At 45.1% G+C, this 19,732-nt stretch carries 15 protein-coding genes; 3 read left to right on the top strand and 12 right to left on the bottom strand.

What is annotated here, in order from left to right; all coding sequences use genetic code 11:
- Positions 1–199: 199 nt before the first annotated feature.
- On the bottom strand, positions 200–1,213 hold the full coding sequence (locus NO989_RS06995) for a zinc-binding alcohol dehydrogenase family protein (protein WP_371342306.1): 1,014 nt from the start codon (positions 1,211–1,213) through the stop codon (positions 200–202).
- A 99-nt stretch (positions 1,214–1,312) separates the two neighbouring features.
- Here NO989_RS06995 and NO989_RS06990 point away from each other — a divergent pair, with 99 nt between their 5' ends.
- Complete coding sequence (locus tag NO989_RS06990; protein WP_175578046.1) at positions 1,313–2,242, top strand: LysR family transcriptional regulator; 930 nt, start codon at positions 1,313–1,315, stop codon at positions 2,240–2,242.
- Positions 2,243–2,258: 16 nt separating this feature from the next.
- Here NO989_RS06990 and NO989_RS06985 read toward each other — a convergent pair whose 3' ends face one another.
- The 4 genes from NO989_RS06985 to NO989_RS06970 all read right to left on the bottom strand — a co-directional run bounded on the left by NO989_RS06985 (position 2,259) and on the right by NO989_RS06970 (position 6,581).
- Complete coding sequence (locus NO989_RS06985; protein WP_168463703.1) at positions 2,259–2,738, bottom strand: invasion associated locus B family protein; 480 nt, start codon at positions 2,736–2,738, stop codon at positions 2,259–2,261.
- A 53-nt stretch (positions 2,739–2,791) separates the two neighbouring features.
- Complete coding sequence (locus NO989_RS06980; protein ID WP_371342304.1) at positions 2,792–4,048, bottom strand: nidogen-like domain-containing protein; 1,257 nt, start codon at positions 4,046–4,048, stop codon at positions 2,792–2,794.
- 178 nt (positions 4,049–4,226) lie between these two features.
- On the bottom strand, positions 4,227–5,843 hold the full coding sequence (locus NO989_RS06975; RefSeq protein ID WP_283628200.1) for a S10 family peptidase: 1,617 nt from the start codon (positions 5,841–5,843) through the stop codon (positions 4,227–4,229).
- Between the two features lie 150 nt (positions 5,844–5,993).
- Complete coding sequence (locus NO989_RS06970; RefSeq protein ID WP_014949938.1) at positions 5,994–6,581, bottom strand: ACP phosphodiesterase; 588 nt, start codon at positions 6,579–6,581, stop codon at positions 5,994–5,996.
- A gap of 182 nt (positions 6,582–6,763) precedes the next feature.
- On the opposite strand from NO989_RS06970, the gene NO989_RS06965 reads away from it, so the two are divergent.
- Both NO989_RS06965 and NO989_RS06960 read left to right on the top strand, forming a co-directional pair.
- Positions 6,764–7,540 carry a tRNA-(ms[2]io[6]A)-hydroxylase gene (locus NO989_RS06965; RefSeq protein WP_014976880.1) on the top strand — a complete coding sequence of 259 codons (777 nt, stop codon included), beginning with the start codon at positions 6,764–6,766 and terminating at the stop codon, positions 7,538–7,540.
- A 216-nt stretch (positions 7,541–7,756) separates the two neighbouring features.
- Entirely contained in the window at positions 7,757–8,356 is a 600-nt protein-coding gene (locus tag NO989_RS06960) for a Yip1 family protein (RefSeq protein ID WP_014949940.1), read from the top strand.
- A 76-nt stretch (positions 8,357–8,432) separates the two neighbouring features.
- Here the strand turns inward: NO989_RS06960 and purF are convergent, their stop codons facing one another.
- From purF to NO989_RS06925, 7 genes are all read right to left on the bottom strand, one after another.
- The gene (purF, locus tag NO989_RS06955; protein WP_014949941.1) at positions 8,433–9,956 is read right to left on the bottom strand and encodes an amidophosphoribosyltransferase; all 1,524 of its coding nucleotides are present in this window, start codon (positions 9,954–9,956) and stop codon (positions 8,433–8,435) included.
- A gap of 14 nt (positions 9,957–9,970) precedes the next feature.
- Positions 9,971–10,459, bottom strand: a complete 489-nt coding sequence (locus NO989_RS06950) for a CvpA family protein (RefSeq protein ID WP_014949942.1) — start codon at positions 10,457–10,459, stop codon at positions 9,971–9,973.
- Positions 10,460–10,619: 160 nt separating this feature from the next.
- Positions 10,620–11,240, bottom strand: a complete 621-nt coding sequence (locus NO989_RS06945) for an SPOR domain-containing protein (RefSeq protein WP_014976881.1) — start codon at positions 11,238–11,240, stop codon at positions 10,620–10,622.
- 46 nt (positions 11,241–11,286) lie between these two features.
- Positions 11,287–12,618, bottom strand: coding sequence for a bifunctional tetrahydrofolate synthase/dihydrofolate synthase (folC, locus tag NO989_RS06940; RefSeq protein ID WP_281715892.1), 1,332 nt, complete (start codon positions 12,616–12,618; stop codon positions 11,287–11,289).
- Positions 12,618–13,463, bottom strand: coding sequence for an acetyl-CoA carboxylase, carboxyltransferase subunit beta (accD, locus tag NO989_RS06935; protein WP_014949945.1), 846 nt, complete (start codon positions 13,461–13,463; stop codon positions 12,618–12,620). The genes folC and accD overlap by 1 nt, the downstream gene beginning before the upstream one ends.
- Positions 13,464–13,773: 310 nt before the next feature.
- Positions 13,774–14,565, bottom strand: a complete 792-nt coding sequence (truA, locus tag NO989_RS06930) for a tRNA pseudouridine(38-40) synthase TruA (RefSeq protein WP_014998803.1) — start codon at positions 14,563–14,565, stop codon at positions 13,774–13,776.
- 204 nt (positions 14,566–14,769) lie between these two features.
- Positions 14,770–19,644, bottom strand: coding sequence for a FimV/HubP family polar landmark protein (locus tag NO989_RS06925; RefSeq protein ID WP_371342303.1), 4,875 nt, complete (start codon positions 19,642–19,644; stop codon positions 14,770–14,772).
- Positions 19,645–19,732: the final 88 nt, after the last annotated feature.

The raw sequence follows: 19,732 nt of genomic DNA, 5'->3' as shown, positions 1-19,732 counted from the left end.
GTGAACACTCCGAATTTCACTATGCCTATTAGATCAAAGCCCCAGACTTTCGTCTAGGGCTTTTTCAACAGTCTGAGGCACCTTAATATGGTGCCTTCGGTTTATCTGACTCGCCCCTACGAGTGACAAGTTCCCGTCGTTACTCATTTTTTTAGACAAGTGAATGGTATTACGGAATATAACCTTAAGCACGCTTTCTTTAGAAGCCCTCTAGCACTAACTTACCTATAGCACGCCCTTCTTCTAAAATTTTGTGAGCCTCGATTAAGTTAGCCGCATTTATTTTACCTAAATGCTTGCCTACAGTAGTCTTAATTTTACCGTCGTCGATAAGCGATGCTACATGAGTAAGTAAGCGGCTTTGCTCTGCCATATCGTCGGTTTCAAACATTGAGCGCGTAAACATGAACTCCCAATGAAGTGACAAGCTCTTCTGCTTAAGCTTGGCTACGTCAAGATTTTCTGGGTCGTCAATTAGCGCTAGTTTGCCCTTCGGCTTCATAACTTCAACAAAGCTTTCAATGTACTGGTGCGTATTATTTAAACTTGCGACATGAGTCACTTCACCAATGTTTAACGCCTTGATTTGCTCAGCCATAGGCTTGCTGTGATCCACTACGTAGTCGGCACCTAACTCCTGAACCCAGCTTTTTGAGCTTTCGCGCGAGGCAGTGGCGATCACGGTAGCCCCCGTTAGTACTTTAAGCAATTGCAGCATAATAGAACCCACGCCACCAGCTGCGCCTACCACAAGCACAACCTCATCGCTCTTTTCACTTTGTTGCCTTAGAGCAAGATGATCAAACAACAATTCATATGCTGTGATTGTGGTTAGAGGAAGTGCCGCAGCATCGCTGTCTGACAGAGACTTAGGCGCTTTACCGACAATACGTTCATCAACTAATTGAAACTCTGCGTTTGAGCCGGCTCTGGTAAGGTCGCCAGCGTAGTAAACTCTGTCACCAACTGCGAACTCGGTAACATCAGCGCCTATATCAACGATTTCACCTACTGCATCCCACCCCAGAATTTTGGGATCACCTCCATTAGGATTAACGCGATGACGAATTTTATAATCCACCGGGTTGACTGCTATCGCACTTATTTTTACAAGTAAATCTCGACCCGACGCGCTGGGCTTTTCGATGTCAATATCCACCAGTGCATTAGGCTCATTAATACCAAGTGAGTGGGTATAACCAATAGCTTTCATCATTTGTCTCTCCTTTGAGTAATATCATCATCATACTCTTGATTAAATTTGGATAAACAGCACAATAAAAGAAACATTATCAAATAGTTTTTGAAAGCCATGTTACTCGACGACTTGAATGTAGTAATAAAAGTTGCTGAATTTAGAAACATTACTGCAGCAGCGACACATTTGAATATGCGTACAGCAACCGCAAGTGCTGCGGTCAAACGCGTAGAACAGGCCCTTGGTGCCGAATTATTTGTTCGTACTACACGCTCACTACGTCTGTCGTCTGCGGGTGAAAGGTTTTTGCCAACGTGTCAAGAAGCCATGTCAATGCTGGCTAATGCCAAGCAGAACTTAAAGGGCGATACTGGCGTGATTGAGGGCGAGCTTAGGTTAGGTTTATCGTCTGATTTAGGCCGAAATGTGATTGCGCCTTGGCTAGATGATTTTATGGATTTGCATGACAAAATAACCGTAAAGCTCAACCTGAGTGACAGCAACATTGACTTTTATCGCGATCCCGTCGATTTAGCGCTAAGGTACGGTACTCCAACCGATGCGAATGTATACGGTTTCAAAATTTGTGATGTACCAAGTTTACTTGTTGCCTCCCCTTCTTATATCAGCTCTCATGGTGCCCCTGAAAAATTTGAAGACTTGCAAGCACACAACGGGCTTTTTTACCAACTACACGACAAGGTATATAACGAATGGGAGTTTTTTCACAAAGGGACACCGCTGAAGATAAAAATGCGAGGCAACAGAACCGCAAACGACGGAGAGATAGTAAAGCGTTGGGCCGTCGCGGGTAAAGGTGTTGCTGTTAAATCTGGCTTAGATGCGTGCGACGACATTTTAAAGGGTCGACTTGTAACCTTGTTGCCCGAATATCAACCTAAACCGAAACAGCTTTGGCTGATTTGCCCTAGCCGCCAATCTATTACTCCAGCAGTAAGACTATTCAGAGATATGCTGAAAGAGCGCTGCGCTGAATGTTTAGCGCAGCTAGCCGCATTCAGCGTATCAAAATATCAAAAATAGACGAGTATCTGTGCATTTACTTTTGAATACTTTGATTTAGCTGTGCGTAAGCTTCCTCAAAACCTGTCAACGATATGGGCAAGGTAACTTGCTGGTTTTCAGATTTTTGAAACGCTATTAACATAGTCTGTCCATTGTGCATTTGTTTCAAAAGTTCGTTGTCGATTTTCACTATACTTTGGCAAGACTTCTCGTCACAGCCTGAGAATGGCACTTGTATGGATGCAAAATCGTCTATTTTTACTCCTACACCATTTTTTGTGAGTGTATTTTTTGGAAGCTTTATTTTCAATACTGGAAAATCTTGCGAATAGGAGTAGTCAACGTTGACGCCCAATAGCACTTTTTTTGCTTTCTTGTCTTTGGCAACGAGCTGGCTGAGCGTACACACAGATGAATCATTACATAGCAAACTCCAACTACCAAAGTCACTTGTGGTTACAGCCCATGAAAAGAACGATGCAAGTACTAAACTAACTGCTACTAAATATTTCACTTTCACCTCTTAGCAAAACGGGGAGCGCACGCTCCCCCTCTTTTATGACAACTTTATTGCTTCCGCTTTCTTATAACAAGCGTAGCAAACATTGCACTTAGCATTAGAAATAGAGTATTGGGTGTTGGCACAGATACAGGATCAGGTACAAATACAGTAACGGCATTCTGGTTCATATTAACAACGCCAGAACCATCGAAAGTGAGGCCGGTTACAAATGCGTCCGGCGTAGGCTCGAGCATATTCGAAACATCAATTCCCATAATTCTGAAGCGGTCAACTGGGGTATTGAAGTCGTACTCCTCACCACCAGTGATATCTGTGCCTGTATCGAACCAATCCATCAGAACATTGTCCCAAAGAAATAGGTCAAACATGTTGTCGTCGTAACCTTCAGGCAAAAGTACTGACGCGATGTTTGGACCACTATTTACAATATAGTCATAGCCTACTGCTACATCTGGGTCGATGAATACAAGTTCATCTGGATCATCGATAGAGAATTCAAATTCATAGTCTGTCGGTGTTTCTGGATTGACAATAGGCAATATAGGGTTTTCTGGAGTATCACCCGGTAGTACGCCATCGCGAATAGCAAACTTCCAAATACCAGGCGTGCCCGTGTTGCTGTTACTTTCGTCTATATCAGCGATAGCGGCGGTTTGAGACCCCGGCACAGTGAAAAAGTTTTCCCCATCACCTGCGTCATAACCCGCCTGAGCCGGTATTCCATCTGATGCGCTACCTGAAGTCCAGCCGATATCTTCATATCTAAACTCAACGTCAAAATTACCTGCACCTGTGTCTTCCCGATCAATTAACACTAATTGGAACGTGTTTGTTGGGTTACTGTTTTGATTGTAGTAACCAACATCGTTCCATGTCACTACCAGCGTGTTTTCATTCGGTGAACCGATAAATACGTCGCCACACTCTGCACAGCGCGTATCTACATCGCCCCAAAACGGCGCGATCATTGGCTGATTGCTTATAGGGAATGGCGTTGGCGTATAGGAACTCACGGTGCCATTGAAGGTAATATTACCGTTATTGTTAATGAAGAATCTATCGTATGAAGTGCCAAAGAAATTTACGCCACTATCGAAGGCAAGCGATTCAAATGCGTCAAATACGATAGCGCCCGATGAACTGTCGTCGTTACCATTCATCGCTAAGTTACCAAAACCACTTTCAGTCGAGCCTTCCCAGCCGGAAAGGAGCACCGAAGCATTGGCTGTGGTGCTTGAGATTGATAATGCTAGCGCGGCGCTCGCCAACAGGGATAATGAAAAACGCGAAGACTTTTTCATGTATACGTCCTTGTAGTTTATGTTAATAAGAATTTCATTATTTAGCAGACCTGATTTAGCAAAGTGTAAGCCAAATCTAAAATAGCTTTTAAATACAGAAACTTAAAAAATAAATAATGAATTAGTTTAATATAATGTAAAAAAACCTGACATCCTTGTCTTTAGATTTTCAGACGTACTATCGCTTGTATTCAGCAGGTATGCCTTTGCCTGGTGTGCTCATTTTAATAAACTCGCGTAGGTCTTGGTTGGACTGTTTTAAGTCGTCGCGACGCAGATACATCATGTGGCCACTGCGATATCCCTTAAAGCTCAAACGGTCTTTTAAATTGCCACTTTGATCGAGCTGCCACATCGTATACTTTGCATCAAAGTAGTTCGTTGCGCCGTCGTAATAGCCAGCTTGAATCATCACATTCAGATACGGGTTTTGCGCCATGGCCAATCGCAAGTTCTCACCCGTTTGATTATTGCTTCTATCCCATGGGTGCACGTTTCCAAACATGTTGTACTTAATATCAGTTTTGTAGTTTAACTCTTCACGCAAATAGTAATTAATAGCGGGCGTGAACGAATGAAGCCATGATGTTAGCTCAGCCCAATAGTCAGGGCGGTCGCCGCTTTGCTTAGCATCTATACCCAAATAGCGGCTGTCTAAACGACCTAGCGTCTTCCCTTCCTCGCGCAGTAAGTCTTTCCAGAAAAATGCAGTGCTCACGTCTAAGTTGTTTTGCGCAATAGACGCTTCACTTAACCCAGAATAGCGTGCCATTTGCGTTAACACATCTCGCTTTTCCGTTTCACCAATGAAGCCACCTTTGGCCAGAGCAGGAATAAGCGTATTGATGGTGAAGTCTTCAACTTCAGGCAATAGCTCAGTAAGATCTTTGTTTTGCAACGCGGGTTCAAGCTTATTGTGATACCACGCCGCGGCAGCAAAATAAGGCAGTCGATTAGCGGCTTTTACCGGCCCGTTGCGCTCTATACCAATATCGGTTGGCGATACAAGCACAACGCCGTTTAAGTACATCCATTGGCGATTTTGAAGCTCTAATGCTAATCCTGACACACGCGTCGTGCCGTAACTTTCACCGATAAGATATTTAGGTGAACGCCAGCGATTATTACGCGTTACAAAAGTATTCACCCAGTCTGCCAAATAGCTAATATCGGCATTTACACCAAAGAACATTTTCTGCTGTTCATCTTGCGATGGCATGCTGCCGTCAGCTTTAGGCAGCACGCGGCTGTACCCTGTATTCACTGGGTTAACAAACACAATGTCAGCCACATCCAAAATGGAGTAAGGATTGGTTTGAACACCATAGGGCTGAACTGGATAGCCTTCATCGTCAATATTAAGAATACGAGGGCCTGTGTAGGCTACATGCATCCACACTGACGCAGAGCCTGGACCACCGTTAAAAGAAATAATAAGCGGGCGCTCAGTATTCTCTTTTACGTCAGTGCGCTGATAGTAAGTGTAAAACAAAGTGGCAACCGCTTCGTCTTTACTGTTCCAAACCGGTTGAGTACCCGTGGTAGCACTGTACTTTACGCGCTTGCCTAGGATTTTAGTTTCGTGCTCTGTCACTACACTGCTATCAATTTTTATTGAACGAGCATGGGCAGATGCGCTTTCTTCTTGCGCTGAAGCACTGGTAGTTAAGCTTACAAAAGCAATTAAGGCTGCCGTTAACCATGCTAGGGTCGCGTGCGATTGCGCTTTGTGTTTATTTTTACCCAGACTTAATAATACGGGCGATGTATTTCTAACTAAGGATTGAATATTCATCATTATTATCTTTGAGTGTCGTTAATTTTATCTTTTTTGTGTTGTCTTTGTATTGCACGCTTTACTATATCGCTGTTCACATGACAGCTTAGCAATGAACGACAAAACGACCAATTTCTTCGATACATTTCTGTAACACGGTTAAGCCTTTCAAATATTCTCAGGGCCATTGATTTTTATGTGTGTAATGAGTTCAGGGAAAAACGTTAAGAATCTCGCTTCAATCTCGTCTCTGTTCGCATTAATATCATCCACAGCAAGATGAAACGTGTTGGGAAAACGAATACGTTTAGCAACCACAGTAATCGCCTTAGCAATGCCCTCTTCCTTAGCATAATCTTCAAACCAGTCATGGGTTATCATATGCCCGACACTGTGCTGCATCGTTCTTGGCATAGTGGGCAATCGCTGTTCTAACAATGCGAAACTTTGTTCCCTGAATTCGTCAAAACCCTGTGTTGTAAACGACGCCCAATGTTTAATTAGCAAGTGATCGAAGTAGATATCCAGCGCCACAGGTGCAAAGCGCCGACGACTTTTATGAAATAACGCCTTTGCTGCTAAGACGCTGGTATGACTGTCGGTGAACCTATCGACTTCATAGTGGTTTTTAAGACCTAGCCGTACCGCTTGTCCAAACTCTTTAATATCAACACCCCGCCTGAAATCACCGAGTAGGTTACCGAATTGAGAATCGGCAGTTGGTCGGGCTAAGAAAAGATGGGCAAGATAATTCATTTTGTAATTTATTGGCCTCTATTTTAAGTTGTAAGGGCTTGTAGGTATCAAGTAAAATTGCGGTTCAATTCAGATACGCTGAATTTTGTGCTTTTATAAACCGAAACTGCCGAAACTAGCGTTGGCAGCAGCCAAATTCAAATGTAACTGAAAAACCGTAGCACTTAAAATTGAGTTTCAACATGTCTGTAATTTCCACTTCTGAAGTCACGTCTCTACTTTCACCAATCAATGCCTTTTTACATTGCGAGACGCCACAGTCGTGGATAGACGAAGCGCAGAAAGAGGAAAACCTTCGCGTTATCCTTACTGACCACCTAATTTGCGAGCTTAAAGCGGCTCAGTCGGCTATGTACCTACTTCGCCGCTATGTAGCCGATGAGGAAACCAGTAAGGTATTGCTGGGCTGGTTGAAACCTTACGAAGACTTCACTTACCGCCACGAAGGCGATTGGCAATCGCTTAATACTAAGCACCTTTCCAAAAATGTATTTAACACTGAAGGGCTAGACCCTTTTAAAAAAGACATGCTTGATAAAATGGTCATGCTAATTAAAGAAGAGCTTCATCATTTTTACCAAGTGCTAGAAATTATGCACGAGTTGGGGTTTGAATATAAGTCGGTAACATCCAGTCGTTACGCCAATGGCTTGTTGCGTCACGTACGCACTTACGAACCTGAAAAGCTTGTCGACAAGCTCATTTGTGGTGCCTACATTGAAGCGCGCTCCTGTGAACGCTTTGCCAAACTTGCGCCGTATGTTTCCGAAAATTTAGGCAAGTTCTATGTGTCGCTGTTGCGCTCTGAGGCCAGACACTTTGAAGACTACCTAACGCTGGCTGGGCAAATCGCTAAAACCGATATTTCAGAGCGCGTTGCCCACTTCGGAAGCGTTGAAAAATCGCTGATTGAAAGCGACGATGACGAATTGCGTTTCCACTCAGGTGCACCACGCTAAAGTTAACGCTTTGCATCCGTTTATAAATTAATCAATTTATATTGACGGCTTAGTCATTCTGCTGCACACTCAATTTGTAAACATATTGTTAACGGCAGTGTTTAGCGCTTTGCGCTATGTTTGTGTCTCCTTGGTTTTACGGTTAGTCCGTGTGTTCTCCCTGCCTCACAACAATATTTTTTAAAATAATAACGTTGGTGAACAAGGCAGGACTTTATGATTTTGAATCATTTAATTGGTATTTACACTCATCCAAAAGAAGAGTGGCAAACCATTGATACCAAACACGAAACCTATTTTTACGCGCTTACCCATATCGCTTTTATATCTCTCATTCCTTCACTCGTGGCCTATTATTCCAGTGCCCATACTGGCTGGAGTATCGGCGCAGGTGACATAATTCGCCTTAGCGAAAATACCGCCATAATGATGGGTATAGGCATGTATTTTGGCTTAATTGCAGGCGTGGTCGCATTGGCTGTACTTATTCATGAGTTGGCTAAAGCGTTTGATGCGACGCCAACTTATACGCAGTCGCTGGAACTTGCGGCCTACACGGCTACACCGTTGTTTATGGTGGGCTTCGCAGGTCTTTACCCAGAACTCTGGGTAGTGATGACGGCGCTGTTAGTCGGTATTAGCTATTCGGTATACCTGCTCTACTCTGGCGTGCCAATTTTGATGCATATGCCAGAAGATAAAGGGTTCATTTACTCAAGCTCGGTAGTGACATGTGGGCTAGTATTGCTCGTTATTCTAATGACAGGTTCGGTATTGGTGTGGGGACTGTCCGGCGGACCGGTATTTGTTCACTAGCCTCTTTCATTGAAATAAAACATTAAAAAAGCCGCTTTAAAAAGCGGCTTTTTGTTATATCAAAGAGCGTCTTACATTAATCAGCGGCATCAATGTTATGCACATCAAGATTGCTAAGCTCTGCTTGTACCACTGGCGCTTTTCTTGACGCTTCACCGCGCGACATATCAATTCGCTCAAGGTACTCTTGGTCGATATCCGCAGTAATATAGTTACCATCAAACACTGACGTTTCAAAACGCTGAATGGTTTCGTTCTCTTCGCGAACGGCATCCACCAAGTCAGAAATGTCTTGGAAGATAAGGCCATCTGCTTGGATAAGCTCTGCAATTTGATCGATTTCACGACCATAAGCAATCAGTTCGTTTGCCGATGGCATATCAATACCATACACATTTGGGAAACGAATTTCTGGAGCAGCTGACGCAAAGTATACTTTCTTCGCACCTGACTCACGCGCCATCTCAATGATTTGACCTGATGTAGTACCGCGCACGATAGAGTCATCGACAAGTAGTACACTCTTACCTTTGAACTCAGATGAGATTGCGTTTAGCTTACGGCGTACTGATTTTTTACGCATGGTTTGGCCAGGCATAATGAAAGTACGACCAATGTAGCGGTTTTTAACGAAGCCTTGGCGATATGGCAAATCCAGTGTGTTCGCGATTTGAAGCGCCACGTCCATCGACGTTTCAGGAATAGGAATAACCACGTCGATATCCAGATCTGCCCATTCGCGCTTAATTTTTTCACCTAGCTTACGGCCCATGTTTACACGCGATGCATAAACTGAAATGCCATCTATAAAGCTATCTGGGCGAGCAAAGTAAACAAACTCAAAGATACACGGAGAGGTTACTGGATTCTCGGCGCACTGTCTGGTGTGCAGTTGACCCTCCTCGGTAATAAATACCGCTTCACCTGGCATTACATCGCGCACAAACTGGAAGCCAACAGCATCAAGCGCCACGCTTTCAGATGCCACCATCCATTCCTCACCCAGCTCGCTCATACGCTTACCGAGTGCTAGAGGACGAATACCGTGCGGGTCGCGAAACGCTACAATACCTTGGCCGATGATCGCCGCAACGACTGCGTAGGCACCACGAATTTTCTTATGAACTTTCGTTACCACTTCAAAAATGTGTTCGGCACTTACGCTTAAACCTGCTACCTGCTGCAGTTCATGCGCAAGAATGTTAAGCAATAATTCTGAATCTGAGGTGGTGTTGATGTGGCGGCGTGCAATGCGGAATACTTCTTCCTGTAGCTCATGGGCGTTGGTGAGGTTGCCGTTATGAGCAAAGGCAATACCAAACGGCGAGTTCACATAAAACGGTTGCGCCTCTGCAGAGCTTGATGTACCCGCGGTAGGATAGCGAACATGGCCAATACCCATGTTGCCAGACAGCCTCTTCATATGACGCGTATGGAAAACATCTCGAACCAAACCATTTGCCTTACGCAAATTAAACATATTTTGGTCGATAGTCATTATGCCTGCGGCATCCTGTCCACGGTGTTGAATAACCGTTAGACCGTCGTACAGTGACTGAGCTACGGGCGTTTTACCAACTATTCCGACTATACCACACATGTGCGTTACCTATTTCAAGCGGGATTTAAGAAACTGGAGGAGTCTTTCACATAGCTGAAAAACCACTCAATGATGACACCAAACTCTGGAATGAGTACCGATGCTTGCCACCAATCTGAGGAAGCTGCACCAGTAAAGGTATCCATAAAAAAGAGCAATGCGCTAACTATAAGCACGCCACGCAGTGCGCCAAAAACTATACCGAGGGCCCTATCTGTTCCAGACAGCCCAGTTGCCTGAACCAATTGGCTAATCACGTAATTGATCATGCCGCCAAGAATGAGCGTGGTGACAAACAATGCTGCAATTGCAGCACCGTTTTTTAAGTAAGGATCGTCAATGGCTGTGAAGTAAACGGCGAGGTCAGCGTAGAAGTTGCTTGAAATAAAGAGTGCAGCAAACCATACCACTAACGAGATGGCTTCTTTAACAAACCCTCTGATCAGGCTTATTAAGGTAGATACCGCAATGATACCCAGTATGGAAAAGTCTACCCAGTTCATCGTCTCTTTATTGCGTTGATGTTGCTTTTTATCGTAAAGCAACGAGCCTTTGGCGAGATGGCGCGCATTCTAACAGAAGATAAAAATATTACTAGTCTGTAATACCAATCCCTGTTGCTCTGTCCGTGCTTAATTCGACAAGCACCAGGAACAATGCGCACTATTCAACTTTGAACGTAGTGACCTTACCTTTAAGACTCGTGAGTTCCTTTAAGTGAGGTAGTGCCGATTCCAGTTTCTTCTTGTCTAAATCCGGGCCAACGAAAACTTTATTAAGCGGGCCAGAACTGGTCTGAATTTTGCGACTAAACGCACGATACCCAGCCTTTTCCAGTTTCGTCAGCAGTGCCTTCACGTTTTTCTCGTGTCGGAAGCTGCCAAGTTGAATAACCCAACCAGCGTCATCGTCTGCGGCACTTTTTGTATTAACCACCGTTTGGCTTGCTAGATTGTCCTCTTCTTCAAAGGTTTTCACCGCTGGCGCTTTTGCGGTAGTGGCTTCACCTGCACGACCACTTTCCCCTGCGCCAGAAGAATCCAGATCATCATCTAATGCCGTTTCATCTTGAATTTCAACCGCTGGCACCGCAGCTTTCGCCACGCGCTCTGATGGAAAAGATTCTGGCTCTACGATGGGCTTTTTAGGCGGATTAGCAGGTACAGAGACAAAAGGTTCTCTGTTTGTTTGCTTTTTGCCATCAAGAAAGTCTGGTAAAAAGATTACCGCTAGGGCGACAACAATAATTGTCCCCACCAGTCTATTCTTTAATGCCGATGTCACTGTGCTCTCCTGCTTGAATACACGGTTTTACTCTACAATGCGCGTGTTAGTTTTGCTCAGCAAGCACGTCTGCGACGGTAACAAAAGAACCAAAAACGAGAATAAGTTCACCAGTTTGATAATCTGCAAGCGCGCGCTGATATGCCGAGGTCACGTCCTGAAACGTGTCTATATTCTCTATGGTTGTGCCGGCATTAACAAGTGCATTTTCAAGTACTTCTGCCTTGCAGCCCCGAGGACCACTCGTTGACGCTACGTACCACTTGGCATTAAGTGTCGCCAGTGGCGCTAAGGTCTCTGCAATAGACTTATCTTTTAGCATGCCCACCACAACGCGCATTTGGCTTACATCGTAACGGTTTAGCCAATCTTGCATAGCTGTCGTCGCTTGTGGATTATGGGCAACGTCTACAACTACTAACGGGGAATCACTGATAGTCTGCTGGCGCCCCGGCATGGTGGTGTTCTCAATAATATCTCTTACCACGCTTTCTTCGGGCAGCAAATCTAGTAGCTCCAGCGCGGCCAACGCTGTACTCGCATTTTGAAGTGGAATTTTAGGATAAGGTAGCGACGTATAACTATTGCTCTTCCCTTTCCAGCTCCACTCACTGTAATCACTTGCTACCACTGTTTCGAAATCTTGTGTAGCCCAACGTACGTTAGCTTGTAGCTCGTTAGCCACATCGTAAAGCGATGATGGAGGAAACAGCTCACCAACTACTGCATTGCCGCTTTTGCGCATAATGCCCGCTTTTTCCCGAGCAATTTTTTCGCGGGTATTACCAAGCCAATCTTGATGGTCAAGATCGATAGTCGTAATAACAGCCAGATTGGGGTCAATAATGTTGGTGGCATCCAAACGTCCGCCTAGGCCTACTTCAAGAATGACCACATCAACAGCCCATGACTGCATCATTTTCATGGCAGCCAGTGTACCGAACTCAAAGTAAGTTAGAGTAATAGGTTCGCCACCCGTGTCTTTTCGCGCGCTTTCAACAAACTCAAATGCATTTACAAATTCATCGGCAGGCGGTAATTCGCCGTTGTAACGCACGCGTTCACGATAGTCGGTTAAATGGGGTGAACTGTATACCGCAACACTTTTGCCTTGCGAAAGCATGGCCTGCTCAAGTAAGCGGCACGTTGTGCCTTTACCGTTTGTGCCTGCTACAGTAATAACCAAAGACTGGCTGAGTGAAAGTGCCATGGCATTGGCCACTTCTTTCACTCTGTCTAGCCCCATATCGATGGCGCTAGGATGAATAGATTCTAGGTAGGATAACCACTGGCTCAGGCTTTTTTGCGAAGATGAAGACGCTGAGGCGTTTTCTGCGTGTGGCGCTGAGCCAGTATTTAGATTGTTTTCGTTATTCACTAATTCTTATAATGCAACTTAACCAACAGGCTGTGTAATCTATCACGCATATCTCTGCGGTCAACAATCATATCAATTGCACCTTTCTCAACAAGGAACTCACTGCGTTGGAAACCTTCAGGCAGCTTTTCTCTTACTGTTTGTTCGATTACGCGAGGACCTGCAAAGCCGATAAGCGCTTTTGGCTCGGCTACGTTTACGTCACCAAGCATTGCCAAGCTTGCAGATACACCGCCCATTGTAGGGTCGGTAAGCACGCTGATATAAGGCAGGCCTTTCTTGCTCATTTTAGCAAGCGCTGCAGATGTTTTAGCCATTTGCATTAGCGACATCAATGCTTCTTGCATACGTGCACCACCACTTGCACTAAAGCAAATAAGCGGCATATCGTTTTCTAAACATGCATTAACAGCAGCAACGAAGCGAGCGCCTACAACCGATGCCATTGAGCCGCCCATAAACGCAAACTCAAAACACGCAACCACTACCGGCATACCTTTTAGCTTGCCCTGCATTACCACTAGTGCGTCTTTTTCGTTTGTCGCCTTTTGTGCGGCAACAATGCGATCTTTATAACGTTTAGAGTCTTTAAATTTAAGTACGTCTTGCGGCTCGTGCTCTGCACCTAACTCAACGCGATCGCCATCATCTAGGAACGCATCGATACGGCGGCGTGCCGTAATACGCATGTGATGGTCACATTTAGGGCAAACTTCCTGAAGTTTTTCCAGTTCGCTCTTATACAGCACTGCTTGGCATGAACCACACTTCGTCCAGATACCTTCTGGTACGTTACCTTTGGTTGATGTTTGCGTGCGAGGAAGAATTTTTTGAATCCAGCTCATGGAAATTGAATCCTTTGTTTTTTTGTTTGCCGACCATGACGATTGATGTTTGTTCATACTTGTGGTCAACAATACATTAATTTTTTAAGTTTCATACTGTATTACAAAGAAAAAATACGTAACACAATAGAACAGCTACCTAATATAGCGCGCTATTAGACCACAATACAACGAAATGGAAAAAACAAAACTGGTCTTAGAAGTTGGCAAGGGATGATTTGAAGATACACGCTTCAATACAACCTGAGTTAACTGCTAGGCGATGTGCAGCTAACTCAGATTGAAAAATTTAAAGGCGAAGGTAGATAGATTAGGCTTCTGGAAGGAATAGTGGTCCTAAAGGCGGCTTAGGCAAACCATGCTCGTCAGGGTAAGTGACGTCGACCAAGTACAACCCATTTGGCTTCGCCGTGGCTGCAGATTTACTTCTGTCTTTCAGGCTTAACAAGTGAGCTATCCAATTTACGTCTTGCTCCCCTGCCCCAATCTCAACAAGCGCGCCCGTGATATTGCGAACCATATGATGCAAGAAAGCATTGGCTCGAATATCAATGATAACGTATCGCCCTTGGCGATATACGCTTACATCAGTAACGTTGCGAAATGGCGTTTTACTTTGGCAAAGCGCTGCGCGGAACGAGGTAAAGTCTTGCTCGCCTAACAATGCTTGTGCGGCAACATGCATTTTTTTCTCGTCTAATTCGCGGTGAATATGGGTTACACCGGAATGGAGAATAGCAGGACGCATTTTCGCATTATGAATTACGTAACGATAGCGGCGATGGGTAGCAGAAAAACGCGCATGGAAGTCATCACTGACGTTCTTTGCCCAAGTAACCGCAACAGAATTTGGTAGGTTCGCATTAACACCGAGTGTCCAAGCGCGCTCTGAGCGTGGCGCATCGCAGTTAAAGTGAACTACTTGCCCAGTAGCGTGTACACCAGCATCGGTACGTCCAGCGCATTGCACTTCAATGGGTTGGTTGGCTACTGTCGATAGTGCCTTTTCAAGATGTTCTTGAACACTTGGTACTTCACGTTGGCGTTGCCATCCGTATACAGCAGCACCGTCGTATTCAATCCCTAAGGCAATTCGCCCCATATCTGTTTTACCCCGTTTCTGAAAAGGCGCTAAGTGTAGTCATGTCGCTTGCAACATGCAATGCTGCTAATACGCAAAACCCTTTTCGCTCATAGAAAATGAATGTACATCGCCTAAAACAAAAACGGCCTGTATATCTTTTAAATATACGGGCCGTTCATTACGTCTAGCGAACAATCTATTATGCGTGTCCGTAAAGATTACTTAGGCAATATTCGCTAAAATCGCTGCTGCTTCCTGTTTTTGTTCTTCGCTACCCTCTTCCATCACTTCTTCAAGTAACTCTTTCGCAGCGTCTACATCGTCCATTTCAATATAGGCACGAGCCAAATCCAAGTTAGCGTTTTGTCCTGCGTCTTTATCTATATCAATCACCGTGTCTTCATCAGATACACCTGTGAAGTCAGATAAACTCACATCAAGATCTAGTGCTTGGCTATCCGGGTCAATAGCGTCTGCATCATCGCCATCGTCCATCAAAGCCTCTACATCAAGGAAGTCGTCTGGAGGCGTTTGAGCATCACTTTCCCCGTCGACATCACTAAGTAAGGCAGCGAGATCTAAATCAGGGTTATCGAGTTTAAGGTCATCCTCTTGAGCCTTTTCAGTCTCAGCGGATTGAGCGTCTTGTTCGTCCTCTTCAATTTCAGTTGGTGTGGCAATATCCAATTCCACATCGTCTGGAATTTCAAGGTCGTCTAATGCAAGTTCCGAATCATCTTCTTCAATGGCGAAAGTATCATCGTCGTCTTCTTGCTCAGACTCAAAAGCGCCGTCTTCACCTAGCTCAAAGGTTTCATCTTCTTCGTCTAGTTCAAACGTATCATCGCTTTCGTCGAATCCAAGGTTGTCGTCACTCTCTTCTAACTCGAATGTGGCTTCATCATCTTCCTGCTCAAGTTCGAAAGTATCTTCACTCTCTGCTGAAGATGCTTCTGGATCCTGACCGTCGTCATCACTTTCAATTTCACTGGTGTCGACATCACTTGTATCAACAATAGCGTCTGACTCAAGACTTTGAAGAAGCTCATCGAATTCCGCACTGTCAAGATCGTCAAGAATCTCGTTGTCGTCTACATGGTCATCGTCACCGGAAGCAGACAGCCAGTCGTCAAGGCCTGGAACATCGTCAAGTTCGTTAAAGTCTTCTTTATTCTCATCTGAGTCGCGCTGGTTTGAATCAGCTGTTTCAGGTGAACTTGAATCTTCGTCAGCGTCAGATTTTGATAATAACTCTTCATCTTCACCGTCTACTACGCCGTCAATTTCTTGCTCTAATTCAAAGCTTTCTATTTCGTCATAAGCAGCGTTTAGAAGGCTGTCGTCGTATTCATCACTGTCTTCTGCTGAAGCATCTTCCGATTGCTCTGTTGGCGCCGAAGGCTTTTCCCGCGCTGAGGGCTCTTCTCCCGCTAAAGGCTTTTCCTGCGCTGAGGGCTCTTCCGTATCCATCTGACTGAACGAAGGGATATCATCCATCATTTGCCTTTCAAACGCTTCAATAGCGTCATCTAGTGGATCGTCTGACGTTTCCTCCGCTCTTGCTTCGGCGTCTTCATCAACGGTTTCGGAATCTGGCGCTACGTCAGTTTCTGGCTCTAGTTCTGTCTCGGCTTCAGGTTCTAGCTCTAGTTCATCTTCCAAGTCGGCTTCAGGTTCAGCTTTTTCTTCTGGTTCCTGGTCTTGTTCTGTTTCAGAATCGATATCCTGTTCTAATTCAGGTTCAAGCTCAGACTCAGCTTCAAACTCTAGCTCTGATTCCGGCTCCGGCTCAGACTCAAATTCCGCTTCTAATTCAGGCTCAATCTCAGCGTCTTGTTCTGCTTCTACTTCAGTGCCAAATTCTGGCTCTGAATCTAGTTCTGACTCCGTTTCACCTTCGGCTTCCGCCTCTAGCTCTAGTTCATTTTCCAAGTCGGCTTCAGGTTCAGCTTTATCTTCTGCTTTGTGGTCCTGTTCTGTTTCAGAATCGATATCCTGCTCTAATTCAGGTTCAAGCTCAGGCTCAGCTTCAAATTCTAGCTCTGATTCCGGCTCTGGCTCAGACTCAAGTTCCGCTTCTAATTCCGGCTCAATCTCAGCGTCTTGTTCTGTTTCTACTTCAGTGCCAAACTCTGGCTCTAAATCTAGTTCTGACTCCGTTTCACCTTCGGCTTCCGCCTCTAGCTCTAGTTCATCTTCCAAGTCGGCTTCAGGTTCAGCTTCAGTTTCAGGTTCAGCTTTTTCTCCTGGTTCCTGGTCTTGTTCTGTTTCAGAATCGATATCCTGTTCTAATTCAGGTTCAAGCTCAGGCTCAGCTTCAAATTCAAGCTCTGACTCCGGCGCTGGCTCAGATTCGAGGTCCGCTTCTAATTCAGACTCAGTCTCAGCGTCTTGTTCTGTTTCTACTTCAGTGCCAAACTCTGGCTCTAAATCTAGTTCTGACTCCGTTTCACCTTCGGCTTCCGCCTCTAGCTCTACTTCATCTTCCGAGTCGGCTTCAGGTTCAACTTTGTCTTCTGGCTCTTGGTCTTGTTCTGTTTCAGAATCGATATCCTGTTCTAATTCAGATTCAAGCTCAGACTCAGCTTCAAACTCTAGCTCTGATTCCGGCTCCGGCTCAGACTCAAGTTCCGCCTCTAATTCAGGCTCAATCTCTAGTTCAGGTTCAAACTCTGCGTCTGTTTCATCATCAGATTCTATTTCAGATTCAAGTTCAGAAAGTAGCTCGTCTGTTAGCAGATCTACATCTTCACTGCCTTTAGACTCCTCAGCTTCTAATTCAGCAAGCAACTCGTCAGTTAGCGGGTCGCTAAAATCATCGTCGTTTTCTTCGCTTTCGGCATCATCAAGGTTCAAATCTTCATCATGAGGTTCGGGGCTAACTTCAGGCTCACCTTCCAATTCTGCTTCTAGTTCTGCAAGTAACTCGTCGGTAAACGGGTCGTCAAAGTCACCGTCTTCATCATTATCAGAAGGTAATGCGCTTGGGTCATTTTCTTCAGCCTCGTCATCAGCCGAGTTATTTTCATCCTCTAAATGCTCTTGCTCTGCTGAGGTCAATTGATCCGCTGAGGGCTCTTCAGCAAGCTCATCTTCCGCCTGTAACTCTGCAATAAGCTCATCGGAAAGAGGGTCACTGAAGTCCGCGTTAGTTTCGATTTCGTCGGTGACAATTTCGTCCAAATCATCAGTAATGGCATCAAGACTCTGGATAGACTGCGGCGACGGCGAAGAAGTAGTTATTTCTTCTTCAATGTCATCTTCGTCTTCGTCATATTCGTCGCCTAGACCACCCATCATTTCGATTTGCTCAATTTCGTTTAGCAAATCGTCGGTGATTTTATCTATTTCTTTGTTTTGCTGATTAATTTCATCATCTAGCTTGCTCAGCATATCCTCATTAATAAGGTCATCGTTGCTGTCTAGCTCATCGGTAAGGCCTGCATCAACGCCATGTTCTTCTAGCAAATCGTCAATACTGATTTCAGGCTTATCGTCTTCATCTTCTACGCTCGGCAATGATGCAACGCTTTCTAAACCGTCGTCTTCTTCGGTGTCAGGCAATGAATCAACCGAACTAGCAAGCAACGCGTCGATATCGTCTTCGTCAACATTTTCAGATTCTGCAGCTCCGTTGACCTCGGCAAGGATATCGTCAGGGTCTACGTCGCCCGCCTCATCTAGCTCGTCACTTTCAGATTCTGTTGTATCTTGGCTTTGAACATTATCGAGTAAGTCGTCAATGTCAAAATCATCGTCATCTGCCGATGCAGGCTCTTCAGCAACCGCCGTCTCTGGCTCGCTTTCTTCAGCATCTTCATCAAAGATGTCGTCATCCCCCGAAAGGTCGAAGCCTTCAAGGTCGTCAGCGTCGTTTTCGTTTAATACTTTATCTGACAGGTCATCGTCATCGAACAGGCTATCTAGTTCACTTTGATCAAGCTCATCATCGCCAGCTTCAAACAAGTCATCACTACCATCGTCTGGCACCAACATATCGTCTTCAAGGTCGGCGAAGGTTTCTAGCTCATCATCTAGGCTTTCTTCTAAATCTGAGGTAAGTACGTCATCGAGCAAGTCGTCGTCATTAAATAAATCGTCATCTGACAACTCTGCTTTATCATCAAAGTCAGAGGCTAGTGCACTTGAAAGATCGCCTATGTCAGAGTCAGGTACCGGCACGTCATCGTTGTCAGCTGTAATAGTAGGAGCAGCCGCAGGCGCTTCTTCAGGCTTACTGTTGCGTTTAAGCAGCCACATGATGAGGCCACCAACTAACAATAGTGACAGAATTGCCGAGCCAATAATTAGGCTCAGAGGGCTGGTAAGTGGGCTCAAAAACGAAGACTGCTTTTCTGCTTCGCGCTGCGCTTGCTCGGCCTTGATCATGTCGAGCAATTCTTGCTGAAGTGCCACTTGCATATCAAGCTGGCTCTTGACGTCGCCTTCGACTTGCCCACGCAAGGTTTCTAGTTCGCCATTAACGGCCTCAACACGCTCGTACAAGCGTCTGTTTTCGTTAAGAATCGCTTCAACATTTTCCAGTGAGGCAGCAAACTGCATACGCAGTTCGTCGAATTGTCGGGTTTGTTCCTGATCCAAGCGAGTGATTTTCTGCTCAATATCAGTTTGGGTTTGCGTTAAGTCTTGTTGATTTACTAGAGGCGATGCGGGCTTGATGTTTCTTACGCTACTGCCAGGTTTATTAAGCATTTCAGCAAATGTTCTATCATCCTGCTCAGCGCGCATCTGGGCTTTTTGCTTATCAATTCTGGCGATATACCGCTCTGATGGTAACTTTAATACCGCACCATCAACTAATAAATTTAAATTGCCGTTTTCAAATGCGTTTGGATTGAGCTCGTAAATGGCGGTCATAACCTGATATACGCTCAGGTTATTGTTTTGGCGATAGCGCTCAGCAATGCGCCACAGGGTATCGTTGGCGTCGATGGGCCCATATTCCAGGCCCGAATACTGATCAGTTGCGTCTTTGGGACCTTTTAAGAAGGTAGCGCGTTCTTGTGCATCAACAGTGATAATAGGGCTAGACAAACAAAGTGTTAGTAAAAGTAAGCCCGTCAAATGCAATTTCATAGCAGTCCTATATGCCCTCAAGCGTCTTTACCACCCGAGACGTATGGGCGGATTTTCTAGCCAATCAGTACGGAAGAAAATATTGGCT

The sequence above is a fragment of the Alteromonas sp. DY56-G5 genome, from assembly GCF_041414725.1.
Classification (GTDB): Bacteria; Pseudomonadota; Gammaproteobacteria; order Enterobacterales; family Alteromonadaceae; genus Alteromonas; species Alteromonas macleodii.
Note: the sequence above shows the minus strand (reverse complement) of the source record. Positions and strands in the feature narration are given on the sequence as shown.

Coding starts and splice junctions, on each gene's coding strand:
- NO989_RS06970 (WP_014949938.1), bottom strand. CDS start 6,581: ATGAATTATCTTGCCCATCTTTTCTTAGCCCGACCAACTGCCGATTCT.
- NO989_RS06990 (WP_175578046.1), top strand. CDS start 1,313: ATGTTACTCGACGACTTGAATGTAGTAATAAAAGTTGCTGAATTTAGA.
- NO989_RS06965 (WP_014976880.1), top strand. CDS start 6,764: ATGTCTGTAATTTCCACTTCTGAAGTCACGTCTCTACTTTCACCAATC.
- NO989_RS06975 (WP_283628200.1), bottom strand. CDS start 5,843: ATGAATATTCAATCCTTAGTTAGAAATACATCGCCCGTATTATTAAGT.
- NO989_RS06995 (WP_371342306.1), bottom strand. CDS start 1,213: ATGAAAGCTATTGGTTATACCCACTCACTTGGTATTAATGAGCCTAAT.
- NO989_RS06950 (WP_014949942.1), bottom strand. CDS start 10,459: ATGAACTGGGTAGACTTTTCCATACTGGGTATCATTGCGGTATCTACC.
- NO989_RS06980 (WP_371342304.1), bottom strand. CDS start 4,048: ATGAAAAAGTCTTCGCGTTTTTCATTATCCCTGTTGGCGAGCGCCGCG.
- NO989_RS06925 (WP_371342303.1), bottom strand. CDS start 19,644: ATGAAATTGCATTTGACGGGCTTACTTTTACTAACACTTTGTTTGTCT.
- purF (WP_014949941.1), bottom strand. CDS start 9,956: ATGTGTGGTATAGTCGGAATAGTTGGTAAAACGCCCGTAGCTCAGTCA.
- accD (WP_014949945.1), bottom strand. CDS start 13,463: ATGAGCTGGATTCAAAAAATTCTTCCTCGCACGCAAACATCAACCAAA.
- truA (WP_014998803.1), bottom strand. CDS start 14,565: ATGGGGCGAATTGCCTTAGGGATTGAATACGACGGTGCTGCTGTATAC.
- NO989_RS06960 (WP_014949940.1), top strand. CDS start 7,757: ATGATTTTGAATCATTTAATTGGTATTTACACTCATCCAAAAGAAGAG.